This window comes from Halovivax ruber XH-70 (assembly GCF_000328525.1).
GTDB classification, from domain to species: domain Archaea; phylum Halobacteriota; class Halobacteria; order Halobacteriales; family Natrialbaceae; genus Halovivax; species Halovivax ruber.
The window spans coordinates 803,431-828,663 of sequence record NC_019964.1; the positions used below are offsets into that span (position 1 = coordinate 803,431).

26 protein-coding genes are annotated in these 25,233 nt (G+C 62.7%); 14 read left to right on the top strand and 12 right to left on the bottom strand.

Annotation, left to right across the window (positions count from 1 at the left end):
- The 3 genes from HALRU_RS03690 to HALRU_RS03700 all read left to right on the top strand — a co-directional run bounded on the left by HALRU_RS03690 (position 1) and on the right by HALRU_RS03700 (position 3,546).
- On the top strand, positions 1-1,029 hold the full coding sequence (locus HALRU_RS03690; protein WP_394294993.1) for an eCIS core domain-containing protein: 1,029 nt from the start codon (positions 1-3) through the stop codon (positions 1,027-1,029).
- A gap of 2 nt (positions 1,030-1,031) precedes the next feature.
- Positions 1,032-1,928, top strand: coding sequence for a hypothetical protein (locus HALRU_RS03695; RefSeq protein ID WP_015300066.1), 897 nt, complete (start codon positions 1,032-1,034; stop codon positions 1,926-1,928).
- Between the two features lie 124 nt (positions 1,929-2,052).
- Positions 2,053-3,546, top strand: a complete 1,494-nt coding sequence (locus HALRU_RS03700) for an HTTM domain-containing protein (protein ID WP_015300067.1) — start codon at positions 2,053-2,055, stop codon at positions 3,544-3,546.
- Between the two features lie 105 nt (positions 3,547-3,651).
- Here the strand turns inward: HALRU_RS03700 and HALRU_RS03705 are convergent, their stop codons facing one another.
- Entirely contained in the window at positions 3,652-3,852 is a 201-nt protein-coding gene (locus HALRU_RS03705; protein ID WP_007698649.1) for a DUF7835 family putative zinc beta-ribbon protein, read from the bottom strand.
- Positions 3,853-4,032: 180 nt separating this feature from the next.
- On the opposite strand from HALRU_RS03705, the gene HALRU_RS03710 reads away from it, so the two are divergent.
- Positions 4,033-4,623, top strand: a complete 591-nt coding sequence (locus HALRU_RS03710; protein WP_015300068.1) for a GNAT family N-acetyltransferase — start codon at positions 4,033-4,035, stop codon at positions 4,621-4,623.
- A 62-nt stretch (positions 4,624-4,685) separates the two neighbouring features.
- Positions 4,686-5,666: a flap endonuclease-1 gene (fen, locus tag HALRU_RS03715; protein WP_015300069.1), complete on the top strand. Its 981-nt coding sequence runs from the start codon at positions 4,686-4,688 to the stop codon at positions 5,664-5,666.
- Positions 5,667-5,741: 75 nt separating this feature from the next.
- Here fen and HALRU_RS03720 read toward each other — a convergent pair whose 3' ends face one another.
- Positions 5,742-6,887, bottom strand: coding sequence for an NAD(P)/FAD-dependent oxidoreductase (locus HALRU_RS03720; RefSeq protein WP_015300070.1), 1,146 nt, complete (start codon positions 6,885-6,887; stop codon positions 5,742-5,744).
- 153 nt (positions 6,888-7,040) lie between these two features.
- On the opposite strand from HALRU_RS03720, the gene HALRU_RS03725 reads away from it, so the two are divergent.
- Complete coding sequence (locus tag HALRU_RS03725; protein ID WP_015300071.1) at positions 7,041-7,226, top strand: hypothetical protein; 186 nt, start codon at positions 7,041-7,043, stop codon at positions 7,224-7,226.
- A 33-nt stretch (positions 7,227-7,259) separates the two neighbouring features.
- Here HALRU_RS03725 and HALRU_RS03730 read toward each other — a convergent pair whose 3' ends face one another.
- The 3 genes from HALRU_RS03730 to HALRU_RS03740 all read right to left on the bottom strand — a co-directional run bounded on the left by HALRU_RS03730 (position 7,260) and on the right by HALRU_RS03740 (position 10,300).
- Complete coding sequence (locus tag HALRU_RS03730) at positions 7,260-7,892, bottom strand: ParB N-terminal domain-containing protein (RefSeq protein WP_015300072.1); 633 nt, start codon at positions 7,890-7,892, stop codon at positions 7,260-7,262.
- A gap of 391 nt (positions 7,893-8,283) precedes the next feature.
- Positions 8,284-9,270: a phosphomevalonate decarboxylase MvaD gene (gene mvaD, locus HALRU_RS03735; protein WP_015300073.1), complete on the bottom strand. Its 987-nt coding sequence runs from the start codon at positions 9,268-9,270 to the stop codon at positions 8,284-8,286.
- Between the two features lie 97 nt (positions 9,271-9,367).
- Positions 9,368-10,300 (bottom strand): hypothetical protein, encoded by a 933-nt coding sequence (locus HALRU_RS03740; RefSeq protein WP_015300074.1) that lies wholly within the window; start codon positions 10,298-10,300, stop codon positions 9,368-9,370.
- A gap of 424 nt (positions 10,301-10,724) precedes the next feature.
- Between HALRU_RS03740 and nth the strand changes: the two genes are divergently transcribed.
- Positions 10,725-11,408, top strand: coding sequence for an endonuclease III (nth, locus tag HALRU_RS03745; RefSeq protein ID WP_015300075.1), 684 nt, complete (start codon positions 10,725-10,727; stop codon positions 11,406-11,408).
- 109 nt (positions 11,409-11,517) lie between these two features.
- Positions 11,518-11,754 (top strand): hypothetical protein, encoded by a 237-nt coding sequence (locus HALRU_RS03750; protein ID WP_148680421.1) that lies wholly within the window; start codon positions 11,518-11,520, stop codon positions 11,752-11,754.
- Between the two features lie 44 nt (positions 11,755-11,798).
- Here HALRU_RS03750 and HALRU_RS03755 read toward each other — a convergent pair whose 3' ends face one another.
- Complete coding sequence (locus HALRU_RS03755; RefSeq protein ID WP_015300077.1) at positions 11,799-12,602, bottom strand: NAD(+)/NADH kinase; 804 nt, start codon at positions 12,600-12,602, stop codon at positions 11,799-11,801.
- 99 nt (positions 12,603-12,701) lie between these two features.
- Here HALRU_RS03755 and HALRU_RS03760 point away from each other — a divergent pair, with 99 nt between their 5' ends.
- From HALRU_RS03760 to HALRU_RS03770, 3 genes are all read left to right on the top strand, one after another.
- Positions 12,702-13,766, top strand: a complete 1,065-nt coding sequence (locus HALRU_RS03760) for a polyprenyl synthetase family protein (RefSeq protein WP_015300078.1) — start codon at positions 12,702-12,704, stop codon at positions 13,764-13,766.
- Positions 13,767-13,964: 198 nt separating this feature from the next.
- The gene (locus tag HALRU_RS03765) at positions 13,965-14,729 is read left to right on the top strand and encodes a hypothetical protein (RefSeq protein ID WP_015300079.1); all 765 of its coding nucleotides are present in this window, start codon (positions 13,965-13,967) and stop codon (positions 14,727-14,729) included.
- Positions 14,730-14,965: 236 nt separating this feature from the next.
- Positions 14,966-15,172 (top strand): hypothetical protein, encoded by a 207-nt coding sequence (locus tag HALRU_RS03770; RefSeq protein WP_148680422.1) that lies wholly within the window; start codon positions 14,966-14,968, stop codon positions 15,170-15,172.
- A gap of 210 nt (positions 15,173-15,382) precedes the next feature.
- On the opposite strand, the gene HALRU_RS03775 is transcribed toward HALRU_RS03770, so the two are convergent.
- Together HALRU_RS03775 and HALRU_RS03780 are read right to left on the bottom strand one after the other, a co-directional pair.
- Positions 15,383-15,700, bottom strand: a complete 318-nt coding sequence (locus tag HALRU_RS03775; protein ID WP_015300081.1) for an RPA12/RPB9/RPC11 RNA polymerase family protein — start codon at positions 15,698-15,700, stop codon at positions 15,383-15,385.
- A 353-nt stretch (positions 15,701-16,053) separates the two neighbouring features.
- Positions 16,054-16,536, bottom strand: coding sequence for a hypothetical protein (locus tag HALRU_RS03780; RefSeq protein ID WP_015300082.1), 483 nt, complete (start codon positions 16,534-16,536; stop codon positions 16,054-16,056).
- 205 nt (positions 16,537-16,741) lie between these two features.
- On the opposite strand from HALRU_RS03780, the gene HALRU_RS03785 reads away from it, so the two are divergent.
- Positions 16,742-17,551 (top strand): hypothetical protein, encoded by an 810-nt coding sequence (locus tag HALRU_RS03785; protein WP_015300083.1) that lies wholly within the window; start codon positions 16,742-16,744, stop codon positions 17,549-17,551.
- 304 nt (positions 17,552-17,855) lie between these two features.
- Here HALRU_RS03785 and acs read toward each other — a convergent pair whose 3' ends face one another.
- A complete protein-coding gene (gene acs, locus HALRU_RS03790) occupies positions 17,856-19,832 on the bottom strand; it encodes an acetate--CoA ligase (protein ID WP_015300084.1) in 1,977 nt (658 codons plus the stop codon).
- Between the two features lie 164 nt (positions 19,833-19,996).
- Between acs and HALRU_RS03795 the strand changes: the two genes are divergently transcribed.
- Positions 19,997-20,551, top strand: a complete 555-nt coding sequence (locus HALRU_RS03795) for a class I SAM-dependent methyltransferase (RefSeq protein ID WP_148680423.1) — start codon at positions 19,997-19,999, stop codon at positions 20,549-20,551.
- 91 nt (positions 20,552-20,642) lie between these two features.
- Complete coding sequence (locus tag HALRU_RS03800; RefSeq protein ID WP_015300086.1) at positions 20,643-21,419, top strand: MOSC domain-containing protein; 777 nt, start codon at positions 20,643-20,645, stop codon at positions 21,417-21,419.
- Positions 21,420-21,458: 39 nt separating this feature from the next.
- Here the strand turns inward: HALRU_RS03800 and HALRU_RS03805 are convergent, their stop codons facing one another.
- The 3 genes from HALRU_RS03805 to HALRU_RS03815 form a co-directional block, all read right to left on the bottom strand.
- Positions 21,459-23,162: a methylmalonyl-CoA mutase family protein gene (locus HALRU_RS03805; protein WP_015300087.1), complete on the bottom strand. Its 1,704-nt coding sequence runs from the start codon at positions 23,160-23,162 to the stop codon at positions 21,459-21,461.
- A 110-nt stretch (positions 23,163-23,272) separates the two neighbouring features.
- The gene (locus tag HALRU_RS03810; RefSeq protein WP_015300088.1) at positions 23,273-24,148 is read right to left on the bottom strand and encodes an ABC transporter permease; all 876 of its coding nucleotides are present in this window, start codon (positions 24,146-24,148) and stop codon (positions 23,273-23,275) included.
- On the bottom strand, positions 24,145-25,227 hold the full coding sequence (locus HALRU_RS03815; protein WP_015300089.1) for an ABC transporter ATP-binding protein: 1,083 nt from the start codon (positions 25,225-25,227) through the stop codon (positions 24,145-24,147). Before HALRU_RS03815 ends, HALRU_RS03810 begins: the two co-directional genes overlap by 4 nt.
- Positions 25,228-25,233: the final 6 nt, after the last annotated feature.

Consider the following 25,233-nt stretch of genomic DNA (forward strand, 5'->3'; position numbering starts at 1 on the left):
GTGGCCGATCCCTGCTGGCATCTCTGCGAGAGGAACGACACCCGGGCGTTCACCTGCGGCAACGCGATCGTCTTCAACGATGGGGAGTACGACCCCGAGAGCGCGGAGGGACAGTACCTGCTCGCTCACGAGTTGGCCCACGTGAAGCAGCAGACGGGCGGCGCGAACGGAGTGAGGGCCGCCGGAGTAGCGAGCGGGAGCGAAGCGACACACGAGACGGGCGCGGCGATCTCGATGATGCCGCAGGGGGACGCGGATTTAGAGATCGATCCGGATCCGCAGTTGGAGCGCGAGGCTGATCAGGCGGCCGAAGACGCGCTGTCCGGGGAGGAACCGCTGGTCGTGGACCGGCTCGGTACGGACGTTCACATCCAGCGGGTACCGGAAAACAAGGTGTTCGAGGCGATGGCGCTGTTCGAGGCCGAGAACGAGAGCGGCGAGATCAGCGACTTCCGTGAGGACCAGAACGAAAATCGGCTTGCGTATCTGCACGGAGTGGCTCAAGACGTTATCGAGAAGCAGCAGAAGGAATCCGAGCTAGCCTCGAAACAGGAGTTACAGAATTCGCCGTCGAAGGCTGCACAGGAGGTGGCCAAACGCGGCCCGTCGCAGGCGGATATCAAGACGCAAATCGAGAACCTCAAATCGGACATCGATGTCGACCTGAGCGACGTGGCGCTGACGGAGGATCAGCGAGAGTTGCTCGACGGTAACGTCGAGATCAGCAAGTGGGACAAAGCGTCGTGGGGGTTGATCAAGAAGATCCTGTCGGCGACGACGATTCCTGCGCTCATTTCGTTAGCTAACCTGGGTTCGAGTGCCGCCGATTACGACATCGACAAACGTGGGTCACAGACGATCGGCCAATTTCGACAAGGCAAGATAACGAGTCTCGACGATCTGAAGGATATCTGGCGACAGACGAATGGGTCGTTGGAGGAGCGTGCAAAACAGATCGAACAGGAGATTCGGGAGGGCACGTGGCTCGAGGATCAATCACGTGGCCTGTCACACAGCACACAAGAATAATTATGGATGCAACTATCACAGGAGAGAAGGACGATGCAGTTGGGTTAAGCGTTATTGACAATGCTGATGTGGAGCATTTGGTCGAGATGGAGGCTGATGGGGAGATTTATCATCACACTTGCGACGAAATAGCGAACAACCCGGCTAAACGGACACGAGAAGAGTGTGAGCGCGTCGATCAGGCCCGTCGATTCGCCCGCTGGCACGTCTACCGCGAACGCGGATACGACACGGTTCCACCAACCGAAAACCCCGACCGCCTCGTGGCTGGCCTGCTGGCCATCACCATGCTCTCCGAAGGCGAGTTCGACGACTATTTCGGCGATCTCCACGCCAAACTTCGTCGCCACTACGACGGATTCGGCGTCGAATTGCCGTTCGACGACGCAGATCCCGACGACGCCATCGTCTACCAGAAGGACGTCTACCTGCAACCCGATCCGGTCGATTTCGACCCGCCGGTCCTCGAGCAATTCCTCGGTCGGTTCGACGGGGATGCCGATTCACCGGCCGTCGGCGACGGCGACATCCCGTTCGACGAGATGGACGAACTCGATTTCGAGCTCGAAGCCGTCTCGGGGATGCACGTGTTGCACAACGACGGGCAGGGGAACGAGCAGGTATCCCACGGCGAACACCCACTCGATCGCGACCCGGACGTTCGCGTCGAACTGATGGCGTTCGATCCTGCGTCGGTTGACTCGTTCCAGCACTACGTCGTCTCGAATCTCGCCTGCCAGATTCGCGACCGGTTCCTGCTGATGGGCGTGAAACCACCGGTTCCGTTTCGCGCACAAGGGTGGGGAACCTACGAGGGCTTCCAGAGCCAGAAGTTCTGCTCGTTGTACGACGAGTACTGGTCGAGCGAAGCGGCTGTCTCGTCCTGGGAACCCTGGTAACGCCCCATACGATTCTCGGTGTTTGCGTCGACATCACTGGTCCGTTCCCGTGTCTGACGACGGCCCGTGAACGCGAACTTCCTTATGGAGGGGTTGCGAACCGTCGGCCAGATCACACGTCGCCATGGCGGGGTCCAAGCTCGAGCGGATGGCCGGCACGATTGGCGATGATACGACGGCAGCCACGGCGCTCGCTCGACTCCGCACGCGGCTCGGAATGGACGTGCGGGCGATCGCCTCGTTTCGCATCGGCCTCGGGCTGGTGGCGCTCTTCGATCTGCTCGCCCTCCGACTCCCGGGTCTGGTGACGTTCTACACCGATCGCGGCGTTCTCTCGCGCGCCGCGCTTGCGGAGGTGTCCCCGACGCTCGCGCAGTGGTCCCTCCACGCCCAGAGCGGGGCAGCGTGGTTTCAGGGACTCCTGCTCGGCGTGACGGTACTCGCCGCCGTCTGCGTGCTCGTCGGCTACCGATCCCGGGTGGCGGCCGTCCTCCTCGCCGGATTGCTGGCATCGATGCACGCGCGAAACCCGTACCTCGTCAACGGCGGCGACACGATCCTCATCTCGCTGTGTCTCTTCGGTGCGGCACTGCCACTCGACGCACGCTGGGCGATCCGCCCCCGCGGGAACTGGACGACCGAGCGGATCGTCTCTACGGGAACGGCGGTACTCAGTTTGCACGTCGTCAGCATCTACGCCATCAACGCGCTCCTCAAACTCCAGAGCGACGCCTGGATGCGCGGTGACGCCGTCCCGCGCATCTTCCAGCTCGAGGACTTCACCTTCCTGCTCGGCCCGACGCTCTCGGCTCACCCGTCCGTGCTCACGGGGGTCAACTGGCTCTGGGTGGTCACGATCTCGGTAGCGGTCGGGCTCGTGGTCCTCACCGGCTGGGCACGTCTCGCCGTCGTCGCCGCCTTCGTCTGCGCCCACCTCGGCATGGCGATGACACTCCGACTGGGCGCCTTTCCGTTCATCATGTGCGTCGCGCTCGTGCCCTTCCTCCCACCGCTCGCCTGGAATCGGGTCGAGCGCACCCTCGCAGTGCAGCACCTTCCCTCCCGCCTGTCCGCCTTCGCGAGGGCCACCGGATTCGAACCGCGGGGAACGAACATGCGCCCTGTCGTTCCAGCGTCCATCCAACGGCGCCTCGAGGTCGCAGGTACCCTGGCTCTCGTCGGTGCGTTCGTCGCCGTCTTCGGCTGGCAAGTCGCTGCGGCGGATCTGACCGACCCGTCTGCAGTGGACGACGGCCCCTTCGAGGGGGCGAGCTGGGAATTCTTCGCACCCGACCCACCTTCGTCGTACAGCTGGTACGTCGCCGAGGCCGACCGCGACGGCGGGGAGTCGATCGATCTCGTCGACGGCGGCCCCGCGGCGTTCGACCGGCCACCTGACGCTATGGACCGCTATCCCTCGACGCTCTGGAAACGATACGGATCCAAAGGGAAAGGATCGGGTCCCGCGGTCGCCGAATCGGCGGCGCGGTACGCCTGCGGCCAGGCACCGGCGACCGTCGAGTCCGTCACGCTCTATCGTGTCGATCAGCCGGTCGACGAGTCGGGACCAGTCGGAGAACCGGTCGTCGATCGGCTCGCGTCGTACACCTGTGACTGAGCACTCACTGTGTGGGGAGAAAACCGAAGAAACCGCGATCGCGACGCCGACGACGCCAGGGCGTTTTCGGCGGCCGAGTCGATCCGTCGCCTCGCTCGGGACCGATCAGGCGTTGTTCATGCGCTGGCTGTCGCGGTGGCCACAGCGCTGGCACTCGGTGACGCGGTAGGGTTCGCGAGAGAACGCCGCGTTCTCGGCTTTCGAGCTTTCGGTTCGAAGCTGTACCGAAACTTCGTGCAGCGTATCCAGGTCGCATTCCTGACAGTGTTCCGTAAGTCCGTCAAAGGCGTCGTCGGTGGTTGCCATGGCGGATAATTGGAATCTCACCATGTTATACCTTTCTATTGGAGAAATTCACTCCGGGAAGAAGGCCGCGACGGTGATTCCCAAAACGAATAAACGCGATGGGAAGCCGATCAGTCGAGCACATGATTCACGACAGCCCGATGAGCGAACGTTTTCCGTCGGGCGACCGTCCGTCGAGTCGTGGAGGCCGAACTACTCGGGTGGCCGGCCGACGGACCGACGCTCAGACTCGACTACGAGCGCTTCGCCTACGCGGGCAAGTTCGTCATGTCCTCGACCGGAAAGGCCGTCGCCCGCGAGGACGGCGAACTCGTCGGAGCGGTCGCGTTCAACGCCGATCGGACCGACGAGACCGTCTGCTGGCTCCGCTACGTGACGGTTCGCCAGGATCGGAAGGGCGAGGGGATCGGGCCGCGTCTCTGCAGATTCGTGCGAGATCGGGCGCTGGAACGAGGCTACGAGGAGTTGCGGATCGCGGTCAACAATCCCTACGCGTACGAAGCGTTGCATCGCGCCGGCTTCGGATTCACCGGCGAGACGACCGGGATCGCCGAACTCGTCCTCACGTTCCCATCGGAGGATGCCGTCGACGAGCGCTATCGCGAGGGACTCGAACGCTTCCGCGACCGCGAGCTCACCGACGCGGAACGATCCTTCGTCTCGGAGTGCCTCGAGCGTGGTCAACCGGCCGAGTCAGACGATCGCGCCCGCCGGACGGATCGAACTGGAGTGGCCGATCGGGCCGCCCGAGACGATCGAACGGGCGGGTAACGAAACTCGGTGGCCGTCGAAGAGGCCAACGCTCAAATCCCAGCCGTTCGAAGGGTGTGTCGATGGGAAACGCAGCACTTCGGGACATCGCGTCGATCGAGTCGATCCCCTTCGACGAGCTCGAGGGGTCGGTCGTCGCGGTCGACGCCCACAACTGGCTCTACCGATACCTGACGACGACGGTGAAGTGGACCAATTCGTCGATCTACACCACTGCGGACGGGACGGAGGTCGCGAACCTCGTCGGTATGGTGCAGGGCCTACCGAAATTCTTCGAGCACGATATCGTGCCGGTGATGGTCTTCGACGGCGGTCCGTCGGAGCTCAAAACGGACGAGATCGAATCCCGTCGCGAGCAACGCGAATCCTACGAGGAGCAACTCGAAGTTGCCCGTGAGGAAGGCGATCAGGTCGCCATCGCACAGCTCGAGTCCTACACGCAGCGGCTCACCCCGACGATTCAGGAGACGAGCCGCGAACTCCTCAGATTGCTGGACGTCCCGGTAGTCGAGGCGCCGGCCGAAGGCGAGGCCCAGGCGGCGAACATCGTCCGGAACGGCGACGCCGACTACGTCGGATCGGAAGACTACGACGCGTTGCTCTTTGGCTCGCCTCGAACGCTGCGCCAGCTCACCAGCAAAGGTGATCCGGAACTGATGGATCTCCAGGCGACCCTCGACGATCACGACCTCACGCTCGAACAACTGATCGACGTGGCGATCATGATCGGGACGGACTTCAACGACGGCGTCGACGGGATCGGTCCGAAGACGGCGCTCTCGCTCATTCACGAACACGGCGACCTCTGGAGCGCACTGGAATCCCGTGGCGACCACGTCGAGTACGGCGACCGGGTTCGCCAGCTGTTTCGTGATCCGAACGTTACCGACGACTACGAGTTCACCACCGATCTCGACCCGGACGTCGCGGCGGCCCGCGACTACGTCTGCGAGGAGTGGGCGGTCGACGCCGACGAAGTCGCCCGTGGATTCGAACGCATCGAGGAGTCGCTCGTCCAGTCCGGACTCGATCGCTGGACGTAGGTGCCGTCCGCATTGCTCGCACGCCGATCGGATTGCCTCAGCCGGCGGGCGTCTCCGGCTGTTTCGACTGTTCGGTTACCCACCGACTTCCAACCGCGCCAGCCGCGCGGCTGCTCGTCGTTCACCCAGTTCCAGCAGGTACCTCGCGCTGACGGCCGCCTTCGCAGTCTTCGCCGGATTGCCGGTGAGGATCCGTGACCCGATCGTCGCCACCGCGTCGTCGCCGACGCTGACGACCCACCCCGGCGAAGTGAAGTGAAACTGTGCCAGTTCAGCCGTATCGGTGGGCGTCCCCGTCCGGTCACGCTCGATCAGTCTCGCGACGTTGGTCGCGGCCGTTCGAGCCGCTCGTCGGGCCGATTGGGCGCTGGCAGGGACGAGCTGACCGGTCGTATCCTCGATCTGTGCGGCGTCCCCGCAGACGAATGTGTGCTCGTCGAGGCGGAGGTCCGGGCCGACACGCGGCCGATCGGCGGCCATCGTGTCGGTCCCCCGGATGCCACCCGTCCAGACGAGTTGCTCGTACGGGATGGCGCCGTCTCCCTCGAGTTCGACGGCTGTATCGTCGGCACCCGTCACTGTCGCCTCCGTCCGTACGTCGATCCCCGTCTCCGCGAGGGTGCTGGCGATCGCTTCCCCGAACCGGGCTGGGAGGTTGGGGGCAACGCGCGATCGCTGCTCCAGTAGCGTGACGGTCGTTCGCTCGCCGGCGTCCCACGCGTTGGCGAGTGCCGCGAGCTCGCCGGCGACCTGCACGCCGGAGAGGCCGGCGCCGCCGACCACGATCCGGACGGAGCCGGTCGTCGCGTCGAGCACGGTTCGAAACTCGTCGCGGATCGCCAGTGCGTGGCGAATACGTTTCACCGGTGTGGCCCGCTCACGGACAGATTCGAGGCCGTGGAACGCTGTCTGTGTACCGAGACAGACGACGCAGTAGTCGTAGGCGAGCGTCCCGCTCGACAGAGAGACGGTTCTGTTCTCACGATCGAGGCCGTCGACGGTCGCGACGCGAATGCGAGTCCGATCTGTCGCCTGCGTGAGCGGAACGACGAGGTCGTTCGCCACGGCGGGCCGTCGGAGCACTCGGTGGAGTTCGTGCTGCAGCACGTGATCGGGTGTGTCGGTGGCGAGCGTGAGATCGACGTCGGCGGGAAGCAGGTGCTCGAGCCGTCGAACGGCTGCGACACCGGCGTAGCCACCGCCGAGGACGACGACGTGCATACGGCGTCCTATGGTGGCGACGGTAATAGCAGTACACGTCATCGCCGGGCCAGTAGCTGGCGATCCTGTGCATCGAGAGTGTCCTATCCAAAGTCGTGTCTGTAACCGAATCTGACACGAGCCTATAAGCGTTGTATCGTGGTGAGTTGCCGTATGGAACCCGCGGTCGAGCGTCGATGTCACTTGCTGGTTTTGCTCTCGTTGATACTCCTGACGATCGGAATCGGCTACTGTGTCGTCTTCGAAACCTGCCTGGCCGACTTTCTCGTGGTGATCGTGGGACTCGTCGTCGGGTGGGTCGCGATCATCTACTGCCTCGCGAACGCCCGGTGGCGGTAGTCGCTGGTGGACCGCCGCTTGATCGATCGCTGATTATTCGTTCGATGCGTACTCGAGATCCGGTTGCTCCTCGGAGTCGTCGCCACCTGGTTGGGCCGCAGCGTCGTCGCCGGCGTCAGGGTCGTCGTCCGACCCACTGTCTCCCTCGCACGCGGCCTGTTCTCGGTGTGCGAGTTCGAACAGCTCTCTGGCTTCCTCGTCCGTCGCCTCGACGATCTCGACCGGGTGAGCGTCGAGTCCGACGCGGCGACACGCCTCGATCCGTTTGTGGCCGTTGAGCAGCTCGTAGGGGGCGCGGTCGGGGTCGTCGATCGGGCGGACGACGGGGTAGCCGCCGGCGAACTGGTCACGTGAGGCGGCGCGCATGTCCTCGTCGGAGGCCTCGAAGGCCTGGTCGTGAAGCGGGGAGGGTTCGACGTCGTCGAGCGCCACGAGTTCGATCGTTTTCGAGGGAGAGAGGACCTCGATCGTCTCCACGACGCGGACGTAGACCGACCCGAGGTCCCGTTCCCGGTCGCCGGTGACGTCGGTCGCGTCGTGAAGGACCACGCTCGATCGCTTGTGGTGAATACGGTCGACCCACCCCTCGTAGACGCGATTCGTCCCGTGGACGCGGGCGTACTTCCCGCGAAAACTCCAGTCCAGGGTGTTGTTGAATGGGTTCATTGGTATTAGCGGAGGGTGCGTGTAAATCAGTATTCGTCCCGGCGGATCTTATGAGTGCCGATACCGACAACGGACTGATGGGTTCGGTGGTCGTGGTCGGTGACGAGAGGGTCTCGGACACCAGCGAGGAACTGATTCCCGGGCGATATCCGTGTTTGCCAGTTCCGGAGACGGGGTGGCCTGGCGCGCAGTCGCGCGAGCGATCTGCGCGCCAACGGGGAAGGGCTGGCATGCTCTAGCGCACTCACCGCGAACGAGGCGTCAGCCGAGTGAGCGGGCCGACGACCGACCCGGAAAGCGCGGCTCCGCCGCGCTGAAGGGGAGGGAGGAGTGCTTTTCATCGAAGTTTTCCCGAGGGCCGGCGCAGCCGTCCCGCAGCGGAAAAGTTCGTTTAAAAGAGGTGATCGTCTTCGTCGTCCAAGAGCTTGGCGGGGCCGCCGACGCTCCAGGTGGTGGTCGAGACGCCGGTGTCGGCGACGGCTTCTTCGACGCGGTCGACGTGTTCCTCGGTGGTGTTGACGTAGACGCTGGCGCCGGTGTCCGTCGAGAAGTAGACGGGGACGTCCTCCTCTTCGCGGAGTTCACGGACCGTGTTGAAGACGGCGAGGGTGGCCGGTTGCCAGTAGACCCAGCCCTCGGGGCCGGTCATGGTGGTCGCGGCGAGGCTGAGGGAGTCTTTCTCGGCGATGTCGAAGGTGCGCTCGAAGTCGTCGTCGCGGAGCGCGGCTTTCATCTCGGCGAGCTGGTCGTCGACGAAGGCTCTGCGGGCGTCGAACATGTGACTGTCCGCGGCCTCTTTGTGCGCGTCGTCGGTGTCCTTGTGGTACGGCACCAGCGCGACGACGGTTCGGAGGTCCTCGTGCAGCGAGGTCTGGAGCCGGCGGGCGTGGCAGTCCTCGTCGGTGAGCCCCTGGGTGAGGATGGAGAAGGCGCCGGTGACCGAGCGGGCGGCCGAGGAGGAGCCGACGCGGGCGATGGTCGAGATCTCGGCGCGGGAGGCGTCGATTTCGGCCGCCTCGGAGAGCGCCATCGCGGCGGCGGCGAAGCCCGAGGAAGAGGAGCCGAGACCGACGTTCGAGGGGAAGGAGTTCTCCGATTCGATCCGGCAGGGGTAGACGGTGTGGGCGGCGTCGGACATGCCGCGGGCCTTCTCGACGACGCGTTCGAGGCGGTCGAAGCCGGTGCCTGTGAGCTCCTCGCCGTCGACGACGTAGGTGTCCTCGTCGTAGTCCATGGAGAACTCGACGGTCGTCCGTGTGTGGCTGGGCGCGGTACAGACGCTGATACTGTCGTGATACGGGTATCGCTCCAGATCGTCCCGCAGCCCGTGATACTTGACGAGTCCCTGGATGGGATGGGCCATTGCCGTCGCTTTCATACCGTGACACGGGAGAGAAGGTCGCATAAAGGTCACGGCTCGCCGCTCGACCGACGCGTCGGCAGGCGATCCAACCCAGCCGCGTTCGGGAACGAGTTTACGTGGAATTCTTCCTGTCTTCGCCGTCTGCGTCGGGAACCGACTCCTCGTAGGATTTGCGCCACTGAATCATGTCGACGGCGTGCCATTCGAGCGTATCGACGTCGTCTTCCAGCGAGTCGACCGCCGACTCGAACTCCGATTCGAGTGCGTCGATCCGTTCTTCGAGCTCTGCTCGGACGGATTCGAGTTCGTCTCTGGTTTCGGACTGGAGCATCGTGGCGGCCTCTTCGAGCGTCTCGTTGACGGCGTCGAGGTCGTCTTCCAGGGCGTTCGTCCGTTCGTCGAGCGAGGATTCGAGGTCGTCGAGCCGGGTTTCGACCGTCTCGATCCGCCTTGCTTTCGAGGCGAGGGCGGTCGTTCGCGTGTCGAGGATCCGTTCTAAGTGATCGATTCGTTCGGTCACGTCGGCCTGGTCTCCTGGCGGCTCGGACGGCGACGCGTCGCCGTCTGCGTCTGGCTGTGTCTCGGTGGTCTCGTCTCCGTCAAGGTCCGAACGCAGCTCACGAGCCGCGGTTTCGAGGGCCGCCTGGCGTTCGGCGAGGTCAGAGAGCCCGCCTTCGATCGTCTCGATTCTGTCCTGAACGTCGGTGGCCGTCCGGAGTTCGTCGACGGCTGCCCGGAGCGCCTCTCGCTCGTCGGCAGCCGCGTCGAGCTCGGCGCGAACGTCGTCGGACTCCCCGTCGTCGGTCGATTCCGACAGGGCCTGGACGTCGGCTTCGAGCTGCTGGACGGCCGCCGCGAGCTCGGTGCGTCGCCGATCCTGGGTGTCGTCGGGCTCTGGGCGGTGGTCGATCGCCCGTTTGAGCGCTTCGGTCCGTGCACCGCCCTGGTCGTCCCTGAGGGCCTCGAGAAGCGCGTCGAGTGCGTCGGCTCCCGATCCGTCGAACGATTCCCCGCGGGTGTCGTGCTGTCCGTTTGTCACTGTCATGCTCGCTCACTGCCAGACGTCGGCCGGTCCGGCGGGTGTTCGGCGCGGGTAGGGCTGTCTCCCCGACCGATCCGCTCCTGTCGCGCCGAGTGCCTGCCCTGGGTCGCGTCTTGGTGACCAAGCGAACCAGAATATAATAAGGATGTGTGATAGTTCGAATAAACTATAACTTATTTGAACCGATTTGCCCGGTCCGTTGAGCCATCGTCGATCGGTGGATTTCGGTCGGTCGAGCAACCGCGCGGAGGCGACTCCCACGAGTAGCCATTGTTGCGCCGGGTGTGCAATCTGCCGTCCTGCACGTGCTGGCAGTAACGGGAAAACTCGACGGCATTGGCCATCCCGTACTCGCCGGCAGCGGCGCCTGGTCTGTGGTGCTGGCCGCAACCGAATTCCTGAAATGATCGCTCTCGGAAGGAGGTCCATGGGCACGCCACGCGAGACTCGCGACGACCAGACGGTCGAGGTCATCGATCGGCTGGAGGCCGAGTATCCCGACTCGACGATTTCGCTTCGCTACTCGAACCGGCTGGAACTGCTGATCGCCGTGATCCTCTCCGCGCAGTGTACCGACGAGCGGGTCAACGCGGAGACCGAACACCTCTTCGAGACCTACCAGTCCCCCGAGGACTACGCGAATGCCCCACAGGAGGAACTCGCGGAGGCGCTCAACTCGATCAACTTCTACAACAACAAGGCGGGGTACATCCGGGAGGCCTGCGAACTCATCGTCGAGGAACACGATGGCGAGGTCCCCGACACGATGGACGAGTTGACCGAGCTGCCCGGTGTCGGCCGCAAGACGGCGAACGTCGTCCTTCAGCACGGCCACGACGTCGTGGAGGGCATCGTCGTCGACACGCACGTCCAGCGCCTGACCCGACGGCTCGGGATCACCGAGGAGGAGCGACCGGAGGCCATCGAACAGGACCTGCTCGATATCGTCCCCGAAGGCTACTGGGTGCAGTTCACGCACCTGCTGATCGACCACGGGCGAGCGACCTGTACGGCACGCAATCCCGACTGCGAGTCGTGCGTGCTGGCGGACATCTGTCCGTCGGAGAAGGGTGACGGCGACATCGATCTCGCTTCAGGTGACCCCTGGTAGGCGCCGAAATCTGTCAGCACAGGTTCGGCCGTCCTCCTGACAGACGACGCGCATGCAAGCCCAACCCACTTTTTCGCACCGGCGGTACCGCCGCGCCGGTGACTGCCACATGGTGAACGAAACGGACGACCACGGACTCGACGACCACCCGGCCGCGGCCGACGAGGAGGCAGAAGAGGCCGACGAAAACGACGGCCTGCCGGCCCAACAGCAAGAAGCCAGGGAAGCCGCACAGGAATCGGACCGACGGCAGAACGTCGAATACGACTCCCAGGAGCGTGAAGGCGACGCGCTTGAGCAGGAGAACCCCGATTATCACCGTGACGAGGCACCCGAGAACAGCTGATCCCGGGGACCGGTGGGACGCGTTCGTCGCGTTCACCCGATGACCTAGTCCAGGTCGGCCGGCGTCACGATCGAGAGGTCGGGTCCGGGGGCGATGGCCATCGTCGATCCGGCCGGGATCGTCCGACGCACGTGTCCATCACACTGGAGCTGGGCGTCCGGGCCGTCGCTCGCGATGGACAGTTCGAGCCCGTCGGGTGAGCCGACCCACGGGGCGATATCGGTGGTAAACGGGGACAGAGCGACGACGGTGACGGCGTCTAGTTCCCACTCGAGGGTCGGACCGCCGGCAGCGTGGGCGAACCCGCGGCTGCCCGCTGGCGTAGCCACGACGAGGCCGTCGGCGCGAACTTCGGTGATCGGATCGCCGCGGGACGTGGCGGTGAACGTCGCGATCGCGCCCGGCTCGGTGGTGACGAGGGCAAGGTCGCGCACGGCGAGCTCCGACGTCGTGTCGGTCTCGATCGAGAGCGTCGCGAGTCGGCGGGTGTCGCCGCCAATCTCGAACAGCGTCCGAATGGCGTCGGCCGTTTCCGCCGGAGCGACGCCGAACGGCGGGGTGTGGTCGCTATCCCACTCGACAGTGGCGTCGGTCGAGTCCGACGTCGTTCGTGGTGGTTCGATGGGGAGGATTGGCGCGTCGAGTTCACGACGGGCGATCGATCGAAGCCCGTCGTTGCCGTCACAGAGGACGAGTGACGGGTCCGTCGCCTCGAGATCGAGTTCGCCACCGTGACGGAATTCGATCCCCAGCTCCGCGCCGACTCCCTGGAGGCCCGGGATCGCGTCGACCGCCGTCCCGACGAGATTGACGGTGAGGGATTCTGCGGTTCCCTCGAGTGGATCCATGCGTGCTCATCGGTCCCGTCGGCAAAAGAAATCGGGGTCGATCGGCGGTCACGAACCAGGAACTGAAACTTTTTCACCCCGGTCTGTGACCGCAGACCTATGCAAGAGACGCTTCTCGAGTGGCGGCCCGCCATCGACGAGGCCATCGCCGACGTTCTTCCCCGGGAGGTCGACGCGGCGTACCTCGAGTCGTACTTCGGCGAGCCGACCTTCGAGTACGACCCCGAGAGCATTCAACGGGCGCTCGCCGACCCGATCTGGGACTTGCTTGACCGCGGCGGTAAACGCTGGCGTGCCGTCCTCTTTCTGGTGTTCGTCGAGGCATTTGGCGAAGCGCCCGAGGACTACCTTCCCTACGCGACGATTCCCGAGATCTTGCACAACGGGACGATCATCGTCGACGACGTCGAGGACGAGGCGGAATCGCGGCGTGGGGAACCCGCCTTGCACCACCGTTTCGGTCAGGACGTCGCGCTCAACGCTGGCAACGCGATGTACTTTCTGCCGCTGAAGATCATCACGAACAACCCGGGAGGCCTCCCGGAGTCACAGCGTCTGGCCGCCTACGAGATGCTGATGCACGAACTCAATCGCACCCACCTCGGCCAGGGGATGGACATCTGCTGGCACAACGAACGTGAGGTCCGGGCGACTCGGGAGCAGTACCTCGAGATGTGTGCGTGCAAGACGGGCTGTCTGGGCCGCATCGTCGCCCGTCTGGCTGCCATCGTAACGGACCAGTCCGCCGAGGTCGAGCGTCACGCGGCCGAGTACGCCGAGACGGTCGCGGTCGCCTTCCAGATCGGCGACGACGTGCTCGACGTCGAGCACTCACTGGGCCGCGCGGGCGACTTCGGGAAGGCCTTCGGCAACGACATCCGTGAGGGCAAAAAGACCCTGCTCGTCCTCCACGCGATCGAGGAGAGCGACCCCGCGGACGCCGAGCGCCTGGCTGACATCATCGCCGCCGAGGAGAACACCGACGAGGAGATCACCGAGGCGCTGCGCATCATCGAGGCCTCCGGGAGCATCGAGTACGCGAAGGACCGCGCACGAGCACTCTCGGAGGAAGCACTCGCCCACGTCGACGCCCTCGACATCGATCGCGACGCGGCCGAGCAGTTGCGTTCGTTCGCCGAATTCGTCGTCGAGCGGGACGTCTAGATTGAATAGGAGGTGTCAACTACGCCAATTTGAAGAATAACGGCCTATTGGCAACTTTTAATAATACATCCTTATTATTTTTTGATTCTATGGGATATTTTCAGCCCCTCCCTTCGAAATTCCTCTTTAACCTCAAACCATGTTTAATATTTTAAATTAGAAAAATACTTATATCTATAGGTGGAATTATGGGGTGTAATGTCTGGTGAAGAACCCAAAAACTCCAGGCGACAAATCCTCAGGGGGATAACTGGATCGCTCGCATCGTTGCCAGTTGTCGTTTCAGGCGCCAGTGCAGACGATCAGGAGCAAACCATTGACGTCACGTTCGACCCAACTGATAGGAAGCAAACTCTCGAGTTTATCACGACTACATTCGAAGAAAGCGAACGAATCCATACACAGGCAAACTCAAACAAGTTAGCTCGTGATCGAATTCAGTCTGTTCGTCAAAGAACACTAGACCAACTAAGCGACGAGCAGATCGAAGCAATCGGTGCAGAACTTGCAGACATAAACCTGAAAATCGAGGGCCGCCCGGTTATCCGTGGTGGAGGAACTGAACAAAAGGCGGAAGAGCCGTGGGACTACGCGGACTTTTCCACTACCGTCACAGCGAAGATTGAACTCCGCGCCATCGGTAGGACCGAATATGAGGCGTTTGATTTCACGCACGAAATTGAGTGGGAGCACAAGCCACTGGAAGGCGTGCGGGCGATCGACGCGACAGGATCGGGAACCGGGAAACACTACGTACTGGCGTACTGGGATTATAAGGGTACTGACGATAAGGATATCACCATCAGACAGGACGGAAACTTCTTCACCTCAGATATGACTGGTGTTTTCGAGGGTTGCCTTTTCATCGGAGGTTGGACCTGCCAGCGTGACGATCGAATGTACACGCGAACAGCTGGTAACTGGAACGGAACAGGAACTCTCCTTGAAAGTGAACTTCAATAATCCGTTTTGGCGAAGTCAAAACCGTGCTGTAGCACGCTAATATGACCGGTTCGTCGAACTATTATCGGGACCCGCCACGAGGTCCAGTCGAGATTCCGGCTGCGGTTCTTGGCTGTGGCATTTTACTCGCACCGCTGGTCGTGTACACGAACGCGGTGCTCGGTTCCCCTCTCGAACAGGACACAGTTAAAACGATACTACTCGCGGTTTGTGGGGTCGGGACGGTACTTCTCGTGGTGGGGGTCTGGTCCCTCGACCGACTCTGGACCTATGTCCTCGTCCTGATCACCACGGCTATCGGCGTCGCTGCACTTGGTGCCGGTATCGTACTCGTGATCGACAGTGAGATTCCCGGAAGCGATCCAGCGCCCATCGCCATCGTCTGGGCGATCGCGTATCCGATTACGTTCGTACTGGTGAACCGAATCGGGATACGCCTGTAAGTACCGCTGGCATTCAGTTCTCGTCCTGGGACGACGATCTCTTGCCAGTCGGTTTGCCTTGCCGTACTTCGGCGCGAACTAGTGCCTTCTCAGCGTGCAACTCTGCTCTTGGATCCGATGACGTGGGCCAAAACGAGTCGAGAATCTGCGATCGTTCGTCGAATTCGTGTTCGGACGTGAGGTAAGAGACGGTGTTCGCGAGCAGCGCCGTCAGGACTCGCGCCACTTGTGGCCGCACTCGACACAGGTGAACAGCCGAACCTCGTAGGAGCCGCCCGGCTTCGGCATCAGCTCGGAGTGGGCCCGGTCGCTGTCGCAGTCGGCCGCCGGACAGGGCTCCTGCGTCGTCTCGGTGGCGCCCTGGGTCGCGTCGGCCACGGCGGGTGCCCCGTCGTCCCGCTGTCCATCCTGGGTCGCCATCGCCGCTTCAGCTTGCGAGTCCCGCGGCTCCTCGTTCTCACAGGAGCGACACACCCACGTGTCGCCCTCCGTGTGCATCATCGACCCGCACTCGTCGCAGAATTGCATATAGGGGAGGTAGAGACGGGTGTTGGATTTATGTGTTTACTTCCGGTCCAGTGTGGGTTTCGGCTGCTCGTGGCGACCGTAGTGCGGTTTCGAAGAGGAACGATCGACTCGCCCGACACATAGCAACCGGCGGGTGTGGGAGAGGTAGCACAGCATCTCGAACCGAACGGGACGTCGGTTCTCCGTCGACTGCTCCACGAGCCGTTGTGGTATTCGAGGTGACAAACGTGGGTGATCGTCGTCGAAACTCGGCGCGGGTTTCGTGGCAACCGCATTCGACGTGATGGAGCGGAAAGAACCGTGACTGCATCGGCTACCGCACGCCGATCTAGGTGAACCCGGCGAAGGCGTCTTTACCCGATCTGTCGGGTAAATAGCCGTCTGTGTATCACGAGGTACGTCCCCGCCGCACTGGCGAACACGAGCGTGGCCACGAGGGCAGTCGCGGACCGCTGCCACGTCGCCGTCCGGACGGTGAGACCGAGCAGGACCGCGATCGCGACAAGTACCCCGAGAGGTACCAGTGAGCGCTCTATGGTCAGTGCGAGTATGGTGAGCAATGGAATGAGCCAGAGCTGTGGGCCGACAGCCATTCCAAGTCCACCGAGGGTGGCGATCACAAGTGCAAGGAAGAGTGCGGCCCGGTCATGAAACTCGATGAGGGCGAATGCGGTCCCGATCGTTAGGGCAACAACTCCGAGTGCGAACGTAATCGCCGGTAGTGTCGCTGATCCGGCTGGCGACATTGTTATATATGAAAAAGCACCAATAGAAATAATTACGATATTGATCGCAGACACGATCCGCAATTGCCGTTGTTTCTTGATCTTTTCCATAGCAACATGAACCTTGGGAGAATATGTAAACGTTTCATATTGGTCCTTTGTCCTGTGGCCAATTTCTGATAAGTAATAGGAGAGTAGCCATACCACTATCTCTTATATGCTGGTGGGGTGGTCGACGCCAATGCCCCACATCTCTCCTACTTTCATATTATGAGATAGAAACTAGATTAATATATGCGTGCGGCATAGCTGTTGTATGGTGCGGAAATTCACAGGCAGACGGGAAATGATTCGAGGTCTCGTTGCCGGAAGTGGATTCGCTGGTCTGTCATCGGGTGTATCAGCGGTAACCCGGTCAAATAATATTGACTGGCTGAATATTGAAGCTACATACCGAATCACTTCAAACAACCGTAATACTGAACGGGGGCGTGTGGAAGAAATAATTAAAGCGGAGGTTATCCACAATGGCAACAATTCAATTGTTATTGAAGTGATGGATGAATCGGGTAACCACACAGCACGTTATGATATTCCTAAATCAAGCACTCGGCCACAGCTACGTGGTGATCGAGTAGAAAGAGGAAATGGAGAGGCCTATGTAGAGGCTGAAACTGGTATGGCACCACGCGTGGTTAGAAAGGTGCGAGATGGCTGGTATACCAGATTTACGGTACACAATTCCTCAATAAATGAACATCGTCCAGGACAACAGACTGATCCAAATCACTCGCTCGACATTGAACTTCTTGAATGGTCTGGTGGTAGTATTGGAGACATGAATTCACCTCTCGTAATTCTTCCACATGCTATCCCTCCGAACCGACGCGGTCGAGCTGATGCGCGAACTACCGTTGAAAAGTCTGTATCTGTAGGCGAAACCGATCCCACCTCCACAACCCAATATGCATATTCTGACCTTACTACAACCGACAATCCTGTAGCAGGAATTGACACTTCGAAAACAGATATAACTTGCTATGCTACATTTGACGATGGGTCTTATACTAATATAGATATGATTTGGAATATGACACTAGCGTCAACTGGTTCAGGGATGAGGTAACGATTGTTCCTGACGTTGAGGATGATCAAGCAAGATTATCTATTGGTGTACAGTTCCAGGGATACTTCCCTGGTGGTCCTTCTTTAACGTGGCGTGCAATTCATGCAAATGATTTCCGGTTTCAAACAGATGAAGTGATACAGAGCCTCACAGGACAAATTCAAAGAAATATGGCGGGAGAATGGGGCAATTGGAAATTAAAAAATTTCTACCTTATGGAACCGTTCCCAATTGGTGGAAGAACAAGTGGAGATTGGTATATATTGGATAACCCATTATAGCGTAACTAATCGTTTTCTCTCGCTCAGTCCTCGTTCACTTGCGCCTGAATCTCCGCGACGATCTCGGGGTTGCGAAGCGTCGAGGTGTCGCCCAGCTCTGCGCCGGAGGCGACGTCTTCGAGCAGGCGACGCATGATCTTACCAGAGCGGGTCTTCGGGAGTTCGGGCGTGAAGATGACTTCTTCGGGCCGGGCGATCGGGCCGATGGCGTCCTCGACGCCTTCGACGACGCGCTCGCGCATCTTCTCGGTCGGTTCCTGGCCGTCTTCGAGGATGACGTAGGTGTAGACGGCTTCACCCTTGACGTCGTGCGTGCCGCCGACGACGGCGGCCTCGGCGACGCCGCTGACGCCGACGATCGCGCTTTCGATCTCCATCGTTCCCAGGCGGTGACCGGAGACGTTGATCACGTCGTCGACGCGGCCGAGGACCGTGATGTAGCCGTCATCGTCGAGTTTAGCGCCGTCTTCCGGGAAGTAGACCCACTCGTCCGTGTCGGGGTCGGAGTACTCGCGCCAGTATTCGTCGATGAAGCGCTCGTCGTTTTTGTAGAGCGTGCGGAGCATTCCGGGCCAGGGCTTCTGGACGGTGAGGTAGCCCGCCTCACCGGCTTCGACCGGGTCGTCGTTCGCGTCGACAACTTGCGCGTCGACGCCGGGCAACGGCGGGCCCGCGGAGCCGGGTTTCATCGTGTCGATGCCCGGGAGGGTAGTGACCATCATGCCGCCAGTTTCGGTCTGCCACCAGGTGTCGACGATGGGGCACTTCTCGTTCCCGATGTGTTTGTAGTACCACTTCCAGGCACGCGGGTTGATCGGTTCGCCGACGGTGCCGAGCAGGCGGAGGCTCGAGAGGTCGTGGCGCTCGGGGTACTCCGTGCCCCACTTCATGAACGAGCGGATGGCGGTCGGGGCGGTGTAGAAGGTGTCGACTCGGTTTTTCTCGATCAGCTTCCAGAGTCGGTCGCGTTCCGGATAGTCAGGCGTCCCCTCGTACATCATCGTCGTGGTCCCGAGCGCGAGCGGCCCGTAGACGATGTAGGAGTGGCCGGTGATCCAGCCGATGTCCGCAGCACACCAGTAGGTGTCCTCGGGCTTGACGTCGAGGACTGCCTGACTCGTCCAGGCGGTGTAGGCCAGGTAGCCTCCCGTCGTGTGCTTGACGCCCTTGGGTTCGCCGGTGGTCCCGGACGTGTACATCAGGAAGAGCATGTCCTCGGCGTCCCGAGAGACGGGTTCGACCGACGCGCCCTCGTGGGCCTCGACGAGTTCTCCGTAGTCGTGGGCGTGCTCGCCGAGGAAGTGAGTGAGTTCGTCGCCGAGTCGGTCGACGACGACCGTCTCGACGTCGCCCTCGACCCCGCGGAGCCCGTTGTCCGTCTTTTCCTTGTGATTCAGTGCGTCGCCCCGGCGATAGTAGCCGTCGCAGGTGACGAGGTACTCGCTCTCGGCCGAATTCATCCGGGTCGCGAGTGCGTCGGCGGAGAAGCCAGCGAAGACGACCGAGTGCGGCGCGCCGATGCGCGCACAGGCGAGCATCGCGATCGGCAGCTCTGGGATCATCGGCATGTAGAGCGTGACCACGTCGTCCTCCTCGACGCCGAGGTCCCGGAGGCTCGCGGCGAACGCCTCGACCTCGTTCAGCAGATCGCCGTAGGTGTAGGTGCGCGTCTCACCGAGTTCGCCCTCCCACTTGATGGCCGCACGGTTCTTGGCCCCGTTCGCGACGTGGCGATCGAGGCAGTTGGCCGAGGCGTTGAGCGAGCCGCCGGTGAACCACTCGTAGTGTGGCGCGTCGCTGTCGTCTAACACCTCGTCGTAGGTCTCGTCCCAGGTGAGGAGGTCGGCCGCCTCCGTCCAGCACTCGGGCCACTCCTCGGCGAACCGCTCGCGGATGCCCTCGTCACTGACGTTCGCCTGCTCGACGAACGACGCCGGCGGCTCGAAGGATTCCTGTTCCTCGAGGCGGGCCTCGAGTTCGACCGCGGGATCGTCACTCATAGTCACGAACTCCTTCACCCATGAGCCCGATAAACATTCTCCCTCTCATCGAATTCTGGATCGCGTCGAACTCCACCGTCGCGCGGGGGCGCGGACTGGAATACCCAATGGGGGATGTACACCCCACGGGAGATGCTTACGCCCTTGCCGACCGAAGGACGCCTGTGACTCGCGATCAGACCGGCTGCCCTGGAGAGACAGCTGAGGCGGCTCCGAGCGAGGCGGCTCCGTCACCCCTTCTCAGCGACGTGATCGGGTCGCTGTCGCCCGGCCGCGCACTCGACGTGGCGACCGGTCACGGACGCAACGCGATCTCCCTCGCCGAGCACGGGTGGACGGTCGACGCGATCGACATCTCGCGAGCGATGCTGGATCCAGCTCGACGGCGGGCGAACGAGCGGGATGTGTCGGTGAACTGGCTCCTCGCTGACGTCGACGACTACTGTTTTCCATCGGGCGCGTACGATCTGGTGACGATCAGTTTCTTCGACGCCCGCCACCGACTGGATGCGATTCGGGACACACTCTCCCCGGGCGGCGTCCTCTACTACGAGCACCACCTCGTCAGGGACACCGAAGCGGCGGCACGCGTCGACGCGCGATACCGGTTCGAACCGGGTGAGCTGCGAGCGGCGGTGGCGGGGTTGGCCATCGACCACTACGTGGAGGAACTGGATGCCCGCCGCGTCGAACTCGTCGCACGAAATCCGCCTGAGTGAGCGACGATGACGGCGAGCGATCATCCGTTCTATCGCACCACCACCGGCCGAACGCGAACGACTAATCCCCTCCGGCCCAGACGATCCCGTAATGGCCACGCTCGACCGCCTGCGCGTCTACCCGGTGAAAGCGCTCGATGGGATCGACGTCGAGTCGTCGGCGTTCACCGCCGGTGGGACCCTTGCCCACGACCGTGAGTTCGCGCTGTCCGACGACGAGGGCGCAGTGATAAACGGCAAGCGGACGGCCGCCGTCCACACCCTCGAGACGTCGTTCGATCCGGATTCGTACACGCTCACCGTCGAGACGCCGGACGGGACGCGACGGCGATTCGACCTCGACGCCGAATCGGATCGACGGGATGCGGCGTCGTGGTTCGGCGAGTACTTCGACTGCGACGTGACCATCGAACGCGACCGCTCGCTCGGCTACGTCGACCGGCGGTCGATGGGCCCGTCGGTGATCAGTACGGCGACGATCGAGACCGTCGCGGACTGGTTCGCGGACCTCTCCGTCGAGAGCGTCCGACGGCGACTCCGAGCGAACGTCGAGATCGGCGGCGTCGATCCCTTCTGGGAGGATCGATTCGTCGGCGCGGACGCACCCGCCTTCGAGATCGACGGCGTGCGGTTCGAAGGCGTGACGCCGTGCGGTCGCTGTATCGTCCCGGCGAGAGACCCGGACTCTGGCGAGGAGACGCCCGAGTTCCGCGAGCGGTTCGCCCGCAAACGCCGAGAGACGTTCCCCGACTGGGCGGACGAGAGCGCGTTCGATCACTTCTACAGCCTGATGACGATCACACGCGTTCCCGAGGCGGATCGCTCCGGGACGCTCCGTGTCGGTGACGAGGTCACGTTCGTCGAGTAGGAATTGCGTATGGTCGTCGCTGCTACCCCAGCAATCGGCTCACGCCAGGCCGATCTGTTCGGTGTAGGCGCCGTGGACGGCTTCGAAGACGTCCATGATCTCGCCCATCGTTGCGTAGGCCTTCACGGCGTCGACGATGTAGGGCATCGTGTTCTCGCCGGCCTCGGTGGCCTCACGGAGGGCATCGAGCGAGTCCGCGACGGCCTCGTCGTCGCGTTCGTCCTTGACCGCTTCCAGGCGCTGGAGCTGGCGTTCCTTCGTGGCTTCCTCGTCGACGTGGAGCAGGTCCGGACTGGTGTCTTCCTCCAGGGTGTACTCGTTGACACCGACGACGACCTCCTCCTCGCGTTCGACGCGTTCCTGGTACTCGTAGGAGGCTTCCTGGATCTCTCGGAGGAAGAACCCGTCGTCGATGCCCTGCAGGATGCCGTCACGAACGGAGCCGTCGCCGAGGTCTTTGATCTCCTCGATGTAGGCCATCGCCTTCTCCTCGACCTCGTTCGTCAGACTCTCGACGGCGAACGAGCCGCCGAGCGGGTCGACGATGTCCGCGGCGCCGGACTCCTCGGCGATGATCTGCTGGGTGCGCAGCGAGACGCGGACGGCGTCCTCGCTCGGGAGTGCCAGCGCCTCGTCGAAGCTGTTGGTGTGGAGGCTCTGTGTGCCACCCATGACACCCGCGAGCGCCTGGATCGTCACGCGGACGACGTTGTTGAGCGGCTGCTGGGCGGTCAGCGACTGGCCGGCGGTCTGGGTGTGGAATTTCAGCCGTTTCGACTCCGCCTGCTCGGCGTCGTACCACTCGTCCATCACGCGGGCGTAGATGCGCCGGGCGGCGCGGAACTTCGCGACCTCCTCGAAGAAGGAGTTGTGGCAGTTGAAAAAGAAAGACAGGCGCGGGGCGAAGTCGTCCACGTCGAGCCCGCGGTCCATCGCGTCTTCGACGTAGCCGAAGCCGTCCGCGAGCGTGAAGGCCAGTTCCTGCACCGCGGTCGAACCGGCCTCGCGGATGTGATAGCCCGAGACCGAGATCGGGTGGAACTGTGGCGTCTCCTGGGCGCTGAACTCGACGACGTCGGTGACGAGATCGAGTGAGGGCTCCGGGGGGATGGTCCACTCCTTCTGGGCGATGAACTCCTTGAACATGTCGTTCTGGAGGGTGCCGCGGATCTCCTCGCGGGGAACGCCCTGTTTGTCGGCCAGGGCGACGTACATCGCGTAGATGACTGGTGCGGAGGGGTTGATCGTGAAACTCGTCGAGACCTCGTCCAGGTCGATCCCATCGAAGAGGATCTCCATGTCCCGCAGGGTGTCGACGGCGACGCCTTCCTTGCCGACCTCTCCCTGGCTCATCCGGTGATCGGAGTCCAGCCCCATCAGCGAGGGCATGTCGAACGCCGTCGAGAGCCCGGTCTGGCCCTGGTCGATGAGGTAGTGAAAGCGCTCGTTGGTCTCCTCGGCGGTACCGAAACCGGCGAACTGCCGCATCGTCCACGTGCGCCCGCGATACATCGTCGGATATGGGCCGCGCGTGTAGGGTTCCTCGCCCGGGAAGCCCAGATCCGCGTCGTAGTCGAGGTCGGCCACGTCGTCGGGCGTGTAGAGCCGATCGACCTCGAGGTTCGAGACCGACGCGAAGCGATCCTTGCGTTCGCCGAAGCGGTCGAGTACCGGATCCAGTGTCTCCGATTCCCACCGGGACTCGGCCTCCCGGATCTCGGAGAGCTCCTCCTCGTCGTACATGACCCGAGGTTACACAGGTATCGACATTAGCCTTCGGGAACGGTGTGGCGGTGCGGTTCGGACCAGCGATTCCGCGTCGTCCCGGGAGCAAAGACAGCGGTGCCGACGCGTCAGTAGTGGCCCATCACACCCAGCCGCCGTGCCCGACGAACGCACAGGCGGAAGACGAGGTAGCCCACGAGCGGGTACGCCACGGCCGTGACGACGAGCAGCGCGAGATCGGCGAGCGGGAACGTCCAGAGGACCTGCCCATCGCTCATCGAGGCCTGTAACATGGCGCTCCCCATCGAGAGCGGGAGCAGGCCGACGGCCCAGTGGGCGTTCGTCACGGGCGCGACGATGAGCCCGATGAAGGCGAACTGCATGAGTTGCTGGACGTTCTCGATGCGCTTGTAGAGCAGCGAGAGTCCGGCGAAGACGAAGCCGACGCCGAGGACCGAACAGACCGCAAGCACCGTCACGACCGAGATGGTCAGGACGTCGACGGTCAGCGTCCGCCCCGTCGTAACGAGCATGACCACGAGCAGGATCAGGGCGATGGCAACGCTCAGGGCGACGTTCCAGACGGACTTGACCGCCATCACGCGGCCGATACCGTGTGGCGACATGAACAGCTGTTCGAGCGTGCCCCACTGGGCCTCGCTCTGGATGTTCGCCGCCGTCCCGAAGAACGCCGAGAGCGTCGCCGTAAAGAGGAAGAAGCCGACGACGATCCCGTCGAGCGAATCCTCGATGGCCGGGCCGGCGACGGCCTGTCCGCCGTAGAAGATCATCGCGAAGAAGATGTAGGTGGTGACGAGCATCGCCGCCGTGTTGATCCAGTAACGCCTGAGGAGGACGAGTTGCTTCTCGAAGATAGCTGCCGTGAGTCGGCGAAGTGACGCGACGCTCGATCGGCGGTACTCGTGTCCGTCTGTCGGTCGACGCTGCTCGTCTTCGGCAGTCTCCCCTGGAGTGCGTTCCGCTCCGCCAGTGCCGTGACTCATTCGTCGTCCTCCGAGTCGGTCACGTCGAGGAAGATCTCCTCCAGGTCCGGTTCCAGCAGGTCCACGGACCGGAACGCTGCTTGCGACGTGCGGATCGTCGCCAGCATCTCGTGAAACGCGTCACCCTGGACCGCCGGGGCGTCGAACTGCGTCGTCTCCCCCTGTTCGACCCAGTCGGTTGCGTTGACGGTCGACTCGAGCGTCGCTTTCGTCTCGGCGGTGAGCGTCCCGTCGAGACGGACGCGGTAGGACTGCGTTCGGAACACCGAGAGGAGGTCGTCGATCGTCTCGTCGGCCACGACGCGGCCCTCGTTCATGATCACGACGCGGTCGCAGACGGCCTCGATGACGTCCATGTCGTGGCTCGAGAGGATCACGGTTCGCTCTTCCTCGTCGACGAGCGTCCGGAGTTCACGACGCAGATCGAGCGAACTCTCGACGTCGAGTCCGAGCGTCGGCTCGTCGAGAAAAACCACTGGCGTCTCCCGGACGAGCGTACACGCCAGCGAGGTCTTCTGTTTCATCCCTCGGGAGAGTTCGTTGACCGTGGTGTCGGCCTTCTCGGCCAGGCCGACCTGCTCGATCAGCGCGTCGATTCTGTCCGGATCGGCCGGCCGATCACCGAGTCGTGCGAAGTACCGGACGTTCTCTCTGACGGTGAGACGCCAGTAGACGTTGCGTGCGCCCTCTAACATTGCGCCGACCGCACGATAGCCCACTCTGGGCGAGTCGATAACGTCGACACCATCGATCAGCGCCTCGCCAGCGTCCGGCAGGATCAACCCGAGCAGGAGTTTGATCGTCGTGGTCTTGCCCGCCCCGTTCGGTCCGAGGATGCCGACGACCGTCCCCCGCTCGATCGCGAGGTCGACGTCGTCGACTGCCGTGACCGCGTCGTCGCCGCTGCCGTACGTTTTCGTGAGTCCGCGAGCCTCGACGATGGGGTCGGTCGAGGAGGACGCCGGTGGCGCCGACTCCGAAGATGTCGATTCGCCGTCGCTACCGGTTCGGTCACCCGAAGGGACCGTCTCCACGGCCGCTCGGTCGGCCGAGTCGATGGCCGTGTCCGCGTTGGTCATTCACTC